5 protein-coding genes are annotated in these 11,319 nt (G+C 74.9%); 3 read left to right on the top strand and 2 right to left on the bottom strand.

The window, feature by feature from the left end; genetic code table 11:
* The first annotated feature begins 6 nt into the window (after positions 1-6).
* Genes ACWD0F_RS41335 through rfbB form a run of 3 tightly spaced genes read left to right on the top strand, consistent with a single transcriptional unit; the run spans position 7 to position 9,170 of the window.
* A complete protein-coding gene (locus ACWD0F_RS41335; RefSeq protein ID WP_449886770.1) occupies positions 7-7,272 on the top strand; it encodes an amino acid adenylation domain-containing protein in 7,266 nt (2,421 codons plus the stop codon).
* A 2-nt stretch (positions 7,273-7,274) separates the two neighbouring features.
* Entirely contained in the window at positions 7,275-8,195 is a 921-nt protein-coding gene (locus ACWD0F_RS41330) for an ornithine carbamoyltransferase (protein ID WP_449886768.1), read from the top strand.
* Between the two features lie 39 nt (positions 8,196-8,234).
* Positions 8,235-9,170 carry a dTDP-glucose 4,6-dehydratase gene (gene rfbB, locus ACWD0F_RS41325; protein ID WP_449886766.1) on the top strand — a complete coding sequence of 312 codons (936 nt, stop codon included), beginning with the start codon at positions 8,235-8,237 and terminating at the stop codon, positions 9,168-9,170.
* 25 nt (positions 9,171-9,195) lie between these two features.
* Here rfbB and ACWD0F_RS41320 read toward each other — a convergent pair whose 3' ends face one another.
* Positions 9,196-9,873: a response regulator gene (locus ACWD0F_RS41320; RefSeq protein ID WP_449886762.1), complete on the bottom strand. Its 678-nt coding sequence runs from the start codon at positions 9,871-9,873 to the stop codon at positions 9,196-9,198.
* Positions 9,870-11,150: a sensor histidine kinase gene (locus ACWD0F_RS41315; RefSeq protein WP_449886759.1), complete on the bottom strand. Its 1,281-nt coding sequence runs from the start codon at positions 11,148-11,150 to the stop codon at positions 9,870-9,872. Before ACWD0F_RS41315 ends, ACWD0F_RS41320 begins: the two co-directional genes overlap by 4 nt.
* Positions 11,151-11,319: the final 169 nt, after the last annotated feature.

Genomic DNA, 11,319 nt, shown 5'->3' with positions numbered 1-11,319 from the left:
CGGAGCATGGACGTGACGGACCAGGGGATGAGCGCCGGTGCGCGGCTGCTGCACGAGCGCCTGCGGCAGCGGCCGCCGGGTCCCGCCACGCGCGTGCCCGCGATCGCGCCCGCCGACCGCGACGGCCCGCTGCCGCTGTCGGCGGCGCAGAGCGGGCTGTGGGTCCTCGATCAGCTCCGGCCCGGCGGGGCCGACTATCTGGTGCCCATCGCGCTCCGGCTGCGTGGCGACCTGTCGGGCCTGGACCTGCCCGGGGCGCTCGACGAGCTCGTACGCCGGCACGAGATCCTGCGCACCCGCTACGCCGCCGGCCCCGACGGCGAGCCGGTCCAGGTCATCGACCCGCCCGCCCCGGTGGACCTGGCCCGCGACGACCTCGCGGACGCCGGACCCGGCGCGCTGGAGGCGCTGCTGCACGCGGAGACCACCCGCCCGATCGACCTGGCGGCCGGTCCGGTCCTGCGCGCCCGGCTGGTCCGCCTGACCGGGGACGAGCACCTGCTGCTGATCGTGGCCCACCACATCGCGATGGACGGCTGGGCCATCGGCCTGCTGGTCCGCGAGCTCGCCGCGCTCTGCGCCGGGGAACGCCCGCCACCGCCCGCCCTGCAGTACGCCGACCACGCCGCCTGGCAGCGCCGCGAGCTGCCGGCGGAGCGGCTGGAGCCGGGCGTCGCCCACTGGGCCGACCGGCTGCGCGACCTGCCCCCGCTGGAACTGCGCACCGACCGGCCGCGCCCCGCCGTCTGGCAGCCCGGCGGCCGCACCGTGACCTTCCGCGTCCCGGCCGGCGTGCGCGACCGGGTGACCGCGCTGGCCCGCGCGCACCGGGCGACGCCGTTCATGGTCTACCTGACGGCGTTCTGGTCGCTGCTGCACCGCCACACCGGCCGGCGCGACTTCGCCGTCGGCTCGCCCATCGCCGGGCGGACGACGGCCGAGAGCCAGGAGCTGATCGGCTACTTCGCCAACATGATCGTGCTGCGCGCCGACCTGTCGGGCGACCCGGCGTTCACCGAGCTGCTCGGCCGCGCGCGCGAGGTGGCGCTGGACGCCTACAGCCACCAGGACGTGCCGTTCCAGCGGATCGCCGACCGCCTCGGCGTCGGCCGCGACCTGGCCGCGAACCCGCTGTTCGGGGTCAGCTTCGCGGTGCAGACCTACGAGCCGGCCGGCTTCCGCGCCGGTCAGGTGGCGGGCGAGCTGATGCCGGTCCCGTCCAGTCAGGCCAAGTTCGACATGAGCTGGACGCTGGAGGAGCAGCCGGACGGATCGGTCGCCGGCGAGGTGACGTTCCCCGACGCGCTGTTCGACGCCGGCACCGTGCGGCGCCTGAGCGAGCACTACGTCCGCCTGCTCGGGGCGGCGGTCGCCGCCCCCGAGCGCAGGATCGGCGAGCTGCCCCTGCTGAGCGCCGCCGAGCTGACGGACCTGGTCCGCCCGCCGGTCGCCACCGCGCCCGCCGGCCCGTGCCTGCACGAGCGCTTCGCCGATCAGGTACGGCGGGCGCCCGCCGCCATCGCGGTCACCTCCGGCGGCGAGCACCTCACCTACGCCGAGCTGGACGCGCGCGCGAACAGGCTGGCGCACCGCCTGCGTGCGGACGGCGCGGGCCCCGAGGACCTGGTCGGCATCTGCCTCTCCCGCGGCCCCGACCTGATCGTCGCCCTGCTGGCCGTGCTCAAGGCGGGCGCCGCCTACCTGCCGCTCGACCCTGACCAGCCGGCCGAACGCCTCGGCTTCCTCCTCCGCGACGCCGGCGCCCGCCTGGTCGTCACCGAGCGCGCCCTGACCGGCCGGCTGGAAGAGGCGGACGCCGGACTGCGCCCGATCGTCCTCGACGACCCCGCCGAACGGGCCGATCTCGCGGCCCGGCCGGACGTGTGCCCCCGCACCGCCGTGGCCCCCGGCAACCTCGCCTACGTGATCTACACCTCGGGCTCGACCGGCCGGCCCAAGGGCGTCCACGTCACCCATGCCAACGTGGCCCGCCTCTTCACCGCCACCGAGGACGACTTCGGCTTCGGCTCCGGCGACGTGTGGGCGCTCTTCCACTCCTTCGCCTTCGACTTCTCCGTCTGGGAGATCTGGGGCCCGCTCCTGCACGGCGGGCGGCTGGTCCTGGTGCCCTACGAGACCTCCCGCTCGCCCTGGGACCTGGCCGCCCTGCTGGCCGGCGAGGGCGTCACGGTGCTCAACCAGACGCCGTCGGCCTTCCGGTCCCTGGTCGAGCTGGCCCAGCGCGGCGAGGCCGTCCTCGACGGCCTGCGCCTCCGCCTGGTGATCTTCGGTGGCGAGGCGCTCGACGTGGCCCTGCTGCGCCCCTGGTGGGACCGGTTCGGGGAGACGCGGCCGCGCCTGGTGAACATGTACGGCATCACCGAGACCACCGTGCACGTGACCTGCCGCCCGCTCGGCGTGGCCGACCTGGCCGCGCGGCACAGCCCCATCGGCCGCCCCATCGCCGACCTCGCCCTGTACGTGCTCGACGAGCGCATGCGCCCGGTTCCGGCCGGCGTCCCCGGCGAGCTGTACGTCGGCGGCGCCGGCGTCGCCCGCGGCTACCTGGGCCGGCCGGCGCTGACCGCCGAGCGCTTCGTGCCGGATCCCTTCGTGCCGGATCCCTTCGTGCCGGATCCCTTCGTGCCGGATCCCTTCGTGCCGGATCCCTTCGGCGGCCCTGGGGCGCGGCTGTACCGCACGGGCGACAAGGCGTACGTGCTGCCTGGCGGCGAGGTGGCCTTCCTCGGCAGGTTCGACGACCAGGTGAAGATCAGGGGCTTCCGGATCGAGCTCGGCGAGGTGCGGGCCTGCCTGGCCGGGCATCCAGGGGTGGACGCGGCGGTGGTCGTGGCCGCCGAGGCGGCCCCGGGTGAGCGGCGGCTGGTCGCCTACGCCGTCCCGGCCGCCGCAGGCCGCCTGGACGAGGTGGACCTGCGCCGCTACGCGATCGAGCACCTGCCCGGCTACATGGTTCCGGCCGCGTTCGTGATCGTGCCCGAGCTGCCGCTGACCACGAGCGGCAAGGTCGACGTACGCGCGTTGCCCGCGCCCGGCGGCCGCCCGTCCGCCCGCACCGCCCCGCGTACTCCTGCCGAGGAGGCGATCGCCGGCCTCTGGAGCCAGGCGCTGGGCGTCGAGGACGTCGGCGTGGACGACAACTTCTTCCAGCTCGGCGGCGACTCGATCGTCGCGGTCCGGCTGGTGGGCCTGTTGCGCACGAACGGCTTCGACGTCTCGGTGCGCGACCTGTTCACCAACCAGAGCGTGGCCGACCTGGCCAGACTCGGCGCGGGTACGGGCAGCGGGTACGTGCCGGTAGCGCCGTTCGCCCTGATCGGCCAGGAAGACCGGGCGAAGTTGCCGGCCGGCCTGCTGGACGCCTACCCGATGGCCCAGGTCCAGGCCGGCATGGCGTACGAGCTGCTGGCCGACCCCGGCGCCCGGCCGTACCACAACGTCACCAGCTACCTGATCCGCGACGGCGGCCCCTTCTCCGCGGCGGCGCTGTCCGCCGCGATCGACGCGCTGGTCGCCCGGCACGAGATCCTGCGCACGTCCTTCGACCTCGGCTCCTACGCGGAGCCGCTGCAGCTCGTGCACCGCCAGGCCACCGCCGAGCTCGGCCACCAGGACCTGCGGGCGTCGACGGCGGCCGAGCAGGACGAGCGCATGGAGGCGTTCCGCGAGCGTGAGCGCGCGCGGGTGTTCGCGCTCGACACGGCGCCGCTCATCCGCGTGCACGCGCACCAGGTCGCCGATGACCGCTGGTACCTGTCGCTGACCGAGTTCCACGCCATCCTCGACGGGTGGAGCCACAACTCCCTGGTCACCGAGTTGCTCGCCGGGTACCGCGCGGCCCGCGCGGGCGGCCCGCTCCCGTCCCCCGAGGCCGGCGCGGTCCGCTACGCCGACTTCATCGCCGAGGAGCGCAGGAGCCTCGCCGATCCCGCCGACCGGGCCTTCTGGCAGGGGCGGCTGGCGGGCGCGGACCGGCTCACCATCCCGCCGGCCTGGGCCGATCCCGGCGGCCCCGCCCAGTACTCGGTGTCCGTGCCCTACCGCGACCTGGTCGAGCCGCTGCGGGCGCTGGCCGCCGCCGCGGGCGCGTCGCTGAAGAGCGTGCTGCTCGCCGCGCACCTGGCGGTGTGGCGCACGCTCACCGACTCCGAGAGCTTCCACTGCGGGCTCGTGTGCAACGGCCGGACCGAGGCCGAGGGCGGCGACCAGGTACGCGGCATGTTCCTCAACCCGGTGCCCTTCGTCGCGCCCGCCGCCGCGGGCACCTGGCGCGACCTGGTGCGGGCCGTGTTCGAGGAGGAGGTGGAGCTGTGGCCGCACCGCCGCTTCCCCCTGCCGGAGATGCAGCGCGAGCAGGGCGACGGCGAACGGCTGATCAACGTGGCCTTCAACTACCTCGACTTCCACGTGCTCGACCGGGAGATGGTGGACACGGCGGGCAGCACCGACGTCAGCCCGAACGAGTTCCCGCTGGCCGTCTCGACGCAGGGCGGCGCGCTGCTGATCATGGCGCAGTCCGCCTGGGTGGGCCACGGCCACGCCGAGCTGCTCGGCCGGATGTACCGGCGGGCGCTGACGCTGATGGCCGCGGACTTCGACGGCCCGGCGCGCGGGCCGCTGCTGCCGCCCGGCGAGCGCGCCCGCCTGCTGGCCCAGGGGAACGACACCGCCGCGCCCGTGCCGGGCCGCATGGTGCACGAGGAGGTCGCCGCGCGGGCCGCCGCCGCGCCGGACGCGGTGGCGGTCGAGTGCGGGCCGGAACGCATGACGTACGGGGAGCTGGAGGAGCGGGCGCGGGCCTGGGCCGGGCGGCTGCGCGCGGCCGGGGTGCGGCGGGGCGACCTCGTCGCCCTGTGCCTGCCCCGCGACTGCGAGGCGATCGCGGTCCTGCTCGGCGTCCTGAAGGCGGGCGCGGCCTACGCGCCGATCGATCCGGGGTATCCCATCGCGCGGGTGGCCGCGATGCTGGCCGGGACCGGCGCCCGCGCCGTCGTCACGACGGCCGCGACGGCCGCCGCACTGCCCGTCGACGCACCCCCGATCCTGATGCCCGACCTGCCCGACCTGCCTGACTTGCCCGGGGCCGGGCAGCCCGTCGGTCTCCGGGCGGCCGTGCATCCGGACGAGATCGCCTACGTCGTGCACACCTCGGGGTCCACCGGGCGGCCCAAGGGCGTCATGGCCCGGCACCGCGCGCTCGCCGACCGGGTGGCGTCCATGCGCCGCAACCTGCGGCTGACCGAGCGGGACGCCGTGGCGCTGGTGGTGCCGATGGTGACCGACGTGGCCCAGCTGGCCGTCTTCACCGCCCTCGTGGGCGGCGGCCGGCTCGTGCTCGCCGGGGAGGACTTCGCCCGGGACCCGCAGTCGCTGGCCGCCCTGCTGGGCGACAGCGGCGCCCGCTTCATGCAGGCCTCGCCCACGACCTGGCGGATGCTCATCGAACGCGGCTGGCGGCCGCCGCGCGGGTTCCGGCTGCTGTCCGGCGGCGAGGCCGTCAACGCCGAGCTCGTCCGCGCCCTGTGCGCCACCGAGGCCGAGGTGTGGAACAACTACGGCCCCAGCGAGGCGACCGTCTTCTGCTTCGGCACCCGCCTGTCCGGCCCGCGCGCCTGGGTGCAGGCGGCCAACACCACGACGTACCTGCTCGACGACCGGATGGAGCCCGTCCCCTTCGGCGTGCCCGGGCAGATCTACGCCGGCGGCGACGGCCTGGCCGCGGGCTACCTCGGCCGGCCGGGCGCCACCGCCCGGTCGTTCCTGCCCGATCCGCACGGCGACGTCCCCGGCGGACGCCTGTACGCGACCGGCGACATCGGCCGGCGCACCCCCGACGGCGGCATCGAGATCCTCGGCCGGCGCGACCACCAGCTCAAGATCCGTGGGTTCCGTGTCGAGCTCGGCGAGATCGAGGACGCCCTGGCCGCTCATCCGGAGGTGACCGCCGTGGTCGCGCATCCGGTGCCGGGACCGCAGGGGGAGCGGCAGCTGGCCGCGTACGTCATCGGCCGCGCCGACCTGGGCGACCTGCGCGCGCATGCCGAGCGCGGCCTGCCCGCCCACATGGTGCCCACGCGCTTCGTCGCCATGGAGTCCTTCCCCCGCCTGCCGAACGGCAAGGTCGATCGTGCGGCGCTCCCCGTGCCCGCGGGGCTGCGCCCGGAGGTGACCACGCCGTACGCGCCGCCGGAGGGCGAGACCGAGACGCTCATCGCCGCCGTCTGGGCCGACGCGCTCGGCATCGAGAAGGTGGGCCGCGACGACGACTTCTTCGCGCTCGGCGGCCACTCGCTGCTCACGCTGCGCATCATCTCCCGGCTGCGCAAGGAGCACGGGGTCCACCTCACCTTCCGCGAGTTCCTGGCGCGGCGCACGGTCCGCGGCCTGGCGACCGCGGCCGAGCGCGGCGTGGCGCCCGCGGCCCGGCCGCCCGCCCTGTTGTGGCTGGGCGCGGAGGGCCAGGGGACGCCGCTGTTCTGCGTGCACCCCGGCGGCGGCAGCGCCCGCTGGTACCTCGACCTCGCCGACGCGCTCGCCCCCGGCCGTCCGCTCGCCGCCTTCGAGTGGCCGGGCCTGCACGGCGACCACGGCCCGGCCGGCAGCGTGGCCGAGATCGCCCGCATGTACGTCGATGAGCTGCGCGCGGCCCGCCCGGAAGGCCCGTACCACGTCGTCGGCTGGTGCGGCTCCAGCGGCATCGCCTGGGAGATGGTGCGGCGGCTCACCGCGGCCGGCGAGCGGGCCCGGCTGATCCTCGTCGACCCGGTCGTCGACACCTCGCTGCGCGACAACGCCGCCCTGCTCGCCAACGTCGAGCTCTTCCGCCGGGCCGAGGGCCTGTTCGCGTTCCTGCGGGACGGCGCCGACGAGCGGCGGCTGCGCTCGGCCCGGACCGAGCTGGTGGAGCTGTTGCGCGGCGTCGTGGACGACGGCGACGTCGTGTTCGAGGAGGAGGATCTCGACGACGCCTGGGTGCACCGGCTGCGGGCCTGGCGGGAGCTGCTGGAGGTGCGCCTGCACTATCGCTTCCCCCGCCACCCCGGCCGGATCGAGCTGATCCTGAGCGAGGAGCTGGCGTCCGGCGGCCTGGACGGCGTCCTGACCCAGCGCTTCGACGACTACCTGGAGCAGTGGGGGCGGCTCGCCGCCGAGGTGCGCGTGCACCTGACGTCCGGTGACCACCGGGGCGCGCTGCGCCCGCCCCACGTGTCCGCGCTCGCGGCCACGATGGCCTCGATCATCGAGGAGTGAACATGCCCGCCCGTCACGTCATCTCGTTGCGCGACCTGGCCGACGCCGACATCGAGCACATCGTCGACCGCGGTGCCCGGATCGCCGCCGACCCCGCCTCGGCCGGACCGGTGCTCGCCGGGCGGACGCTCGGCGTGCTCTTCACCAAGACCTCCACCAGGACACGCACGTCGTTCACGGCGGGCGCGCTGCGGCTCGGCGCGCAGGTGATCGCGTACGGGCCGAACGACCTGCAGCTCAACACCGGCGAGTCGCTGGACGACACCGCCCGCGTGCTCGGGTCCATGCTGGACGGCCTGGTGATCCGCACAGCCGGGCCGCCCGCGGAGATGCGCGCCTTCGCCGCCCACTGCCCGGCCGTCGTCAACGCCATGAGCGCCGACGAGCACCCCACGCAGGCCCTGGCCGACCTCACGACCATGGCGGCCAGGTTCGGGCGGATCAAGGAGCTGCGGGTGCTGTACGTCGGCGAGGGCAACAACACCGCGGTCGCGCTGGCCCTGGCGCTGCCCCGCTTCCGGGGCGTCGAGCTGGACTTCCGCACGCCCCCCGGGTACGGGCTCGCCCCCGCCGTGCTCGCCGAGGCCCAGGCGCTGGCGGAGCGGTCCGGCGGGCGTGTGCGCGAGCGCCACGACATGGCCGGGCTGCCCGTGGGGGTGGACGTCGTCTACACGACCCGCTGGCAGACCACCGGCACGACCAAGCCCGACCCGGACTGGCGGACGACGTTCGCGCCGTTCCGGGTGGACGGCGGCCTGATGGGCCGCTATCCGGACGCCTGCTTCATGCACGACCTGCCGGCGCACCGCGGCGAGGAGGTGAGCGCGGGCGTGCTGGACGGCCCCGCGAGCATCGCCTTCGACCAGGCCCGCACCAAACTGCACAGTGCGATGGCGGTGCTGGAATGGTGCCTGGCCGGCTGAGTTCCCCTTCAGTCGCAAGCGAGAGGTGGAAGTCCGCTCATGAGAGTCCTCGTCACCGGCGGAGCCGGGTTCATCGGCTCGCACTTCGTCCGCACCGCGCGCGAGGCGCGGGTCACCGTGCTGGACCGCCTCACGTACGCGGCGGACCCGGCCAACCTGGACGGAGTGCCGCACGACTTCGTCCACGGCGACATCTGCGACGCCGCCCTCCTGGCCGGCGTGGTGCCCGGGCACGACCTGGTGGTCAACTTCGCGGCCGAGTCACACGTGGACCGCTCGATCGAGGGGGCCGCCGAGTTCGTCCGGACGAACGTGCTCGGCACCGAGACGCTGATGCGCGCCTGCCTCGACGCGGGCATCCCGCGCATCGTGCACGTCTCCACCGACGAGGTGTACGGCACCATCGACACCGGCTCGTGGACCGAGGACGCGCCGCTCGCGCCGCGTTCGCCGTACGCGGCCGCGAAGGCCGGCGGAGACCTGATCGCCAGGGCGTACGCCGTCACCCACGGCCTGCCGGTCCTCATCACCAGGTGCGGCAACAACTACGGCCCGCGCCAGTACCCGGAGAAGGTCATCCCGCTGTTCGTCACCAACCTCCTCGAAGGCAGGAAGGTCCCCCTGTACGGCGACGGCGGCAACGTCCGCGACTGGATCCACGTCGACGACCACTGCCGCGCCATCCGCCTGGTCGCCGAGCGCGGCGAGCCCGGCGAGGTCTACCACGTCGCGGGCACCGCCGAGCTGAGCAACGTGGAGCTGACCGGACGCCTGCTGGAGGCGGTGGGCGCCGGCTGGGACATGGTCGAGCGGGTGCCCGACCGCAAGGGGCACGACCGCCGCTACTCCCTCGACGACGCCAAGCTGCGCGCGCTCGGCTACCGGCCGCTGACCGGGTTCGGCGAGGGCCTGGCCGCGACCGTCCGCTGGTACGAGGACAATCCGTCCTGGTGGAAGCCCAAGCGCGGCGGCTGAGCGCTGTTTCCGGGATCAGGGCGGCTTACTGCTGGTCGAGCAGGCCGGCGTCGTGGACGAGCAGCGCGATCTGGACGCGGTTGTTGAGATCGCACTTGGTGAGGATGGCCGACACGTGCGTCTTCACCGTGGGCAGGCTCAGGTGGAGCCGGCCGGCGATCTCGGCGTTGGACAGCCCGTGCCCGACCGCGAGGGCGACCTGCCGTTCCCTGTCGACCAGCCGGGCGAGCCGGTCCCTGGCCCGGGTGCGGCGCTCGTCCGCGCGCGAGTCGGCGACCCGGGCCAGCAGCCGCCGCGTCACGGCGGGTGAGAGCACCGGGTTGCCCGCCTTGACCTGGCGTACCGCAGCCACGATCTCGGCCGGCGGGGTGTCCTTGAGCAGGTAGCCGGCCGCGCCCGCGCGCAGGGCGCGCACGACATGGTCGTCGGCGTCGAACGTGGTCAGGACGATGACCTCCGGCGCGCCGGGGACGGCGCGCAGCTCCTTGGTCGCGGTGAGCCCGTCCATGATCGGCATCCTGATGTCCATCAGGACCACGTCGGGCCGATGGAGGGCGGCCAGGGCCAGCGCCTCACGCCCGTCGCCGGCCTCGGCGACGACCTTGAGGTCGGGGGCGCCGCTCAGCATCATCGCCAGCCCGGCGCGCACGAGGGGGTCGTCGTCGACGATGAGCACACCGACCTGCGGTTCGGGGGAGATCATACGGGCCAGGGTAACCAGGCCGACAGGCGCCAACCACCCTCGCGGCCGTCCGGGGTGTCCGGCCCGTGCCGCAGTCGTCCCCCCGTCAGCCGCACACGCTCGGCCAGCCCGACCAGCCCCTGCCCGGCCCCCTCGGGCCGCGCGGCGGACGCGGTGGACGCGGTGGACGCGGTGGACGCGGCAGCGGATGCGGCCGATTCGGCGGCGGGTGTGGCCGGTTCGGCAGCGGTAGTAGTGGATGCGGCAGCAGGTGTGGCCGGTTCGGCGGTAGCGGGTGCGGTGGGTGCGGTGGGGGCCGAGTTGCGGACCTCGACCGACAGCCACTCGCCCGGCGTGCCCGACACCCGCACCCACACCTCCGCACCCGGCGCGTGCTTGCGGGCGTTCGTCAGGCCCTCCTGGACGATCCGGTAGGCGGTGTGCCCGGCGCGGCCGGTGACGGCGCCGTCGAGTTCCACGTCGAGGTGCACGGTCATGCCCGCCCGCCGCGATTCGGCGGCGAGCTCCGCCAGCCCGTTCAGCGACGGCTGGGAGAGCTCCGCGACGGGGGCCCGGAGCACCCCGATGACCTCGCGCAGATCCTGCAGCGCCTCATGGGCGCTCCGCCTGATCACCTCGGCCGCCCGGGCGATGTCCTCGCGCGAGGCGTCGGGATGGAACTCCAGCGCGCCCGCGTGCACGCTGAGCAGCGACAACCGGTGGCCCAGCACGTCGTGGATCTCCCGGGCGATCGCCTCGCGGACGCGCTGCTGGGCCTCGGCCTCGGCTCTGGCCGCGCTCTCCTTCAGCGAGTCCAGCAGGCGGCGGCGATGGTGGACGAGCATGCCCCAGCCGGCGGCCGCGCTCTGGGTGGCGGCCGCCAGCAGGAACAGGGTCTCGCGCGAGGCGTCGTCGCCCTGCCTGAGCACGGCGAAGACGAGCGCGGTGAGCATGCTCAACCCGAAGATCGCCATCGTGGTCCTGGCCGACCGGTGCACCGCCACCGTGAACAGCGCCACCAGCATCGCGCCGCCGACCAGCTCGGAGATCGCCGAGAGCGCGACCAGGGCCACGGCCAGCTCGACCGGCCACCGCTTGCGCGCCCACAGGGCGACGCAGCCCAGCACGCCGACGACCTGGTCCAGCCCGAACAGCACCGGCTGCACCGGATCCGCCATGCCCAGCCGCTCGGCCGCGGTCATCACCCCGAGCGCCGCCGCGAACAGGAACAGGACGGTGTCGGCGGTCCAGTCGCGAAGGCTGCGGCGGGGCTTGCGCACGGCTGCGGATTCGTCCATCGGACGGTAGCCTAAGCGCCCCTCGGGCAGCCGGACGGCCCCGGCGGAGAAGGTCGCTACCAAAGTCGTGAGGAAGCCGACTTCCGTCGCCGCCAGGCGCCCCGCGCGGTGACCGTCTCGCCAGGCGCCCCGCGCGATGATCGTCTCGCCCCGGGCCCGCGCTATGACT

The sequence above is a fragment of the Nonomuraea sp. NPDC002799 genome (genome assembly GCF_053592075.1).
The sequence above is the reverse complement of the archived record's forward strand: the minus strand, read 5'-3'. Positions and strand labels throughout refer to the sequence as shown.

What these genes read in the sequence shown, in the direction of transcription:
- ACWD0F_RS41335 (WP_449886770.1), top strand. Translation starts at nt 7, where the DNA reads ATGGACGTGACGGACCAGGGGATGAGCGCCGGTGCGCGGCTGCTGCAC.
- ACWD0F_RS41330 (WP_449886768.1), top strand. Translation starts at nt 7,275, where the DNA reads ATGCCCGCCCGTCACGTCATCTCGTTGCGCGACCTGGCCGACGCCGAC.
- rfbB (WP_449886766.1), top strand. Translation starts at nt 8,235, where the DNA reads ATGAGAGTCCTCGTCACCGGCGGAGCCGGGTTCATCGGCTCGCACTTC.
- ACWD0F_RS41320 (WP_449886762.1), bottom strand. Translation starts at nt 9,873, where the DNA reads ATGATCTCCCCCGAACCGCAGGTCGGTGTGCTCATCGTCGACGACGAC.
- ACWD0F_RS41315 (WP_449886759.1), bottom strand. Translation starts at nt 11,150, where the DNA reads ATGGACGAATCCGCAGCCGTGCGCAAGCCCCGCCGCAGCCTTCGCGAC.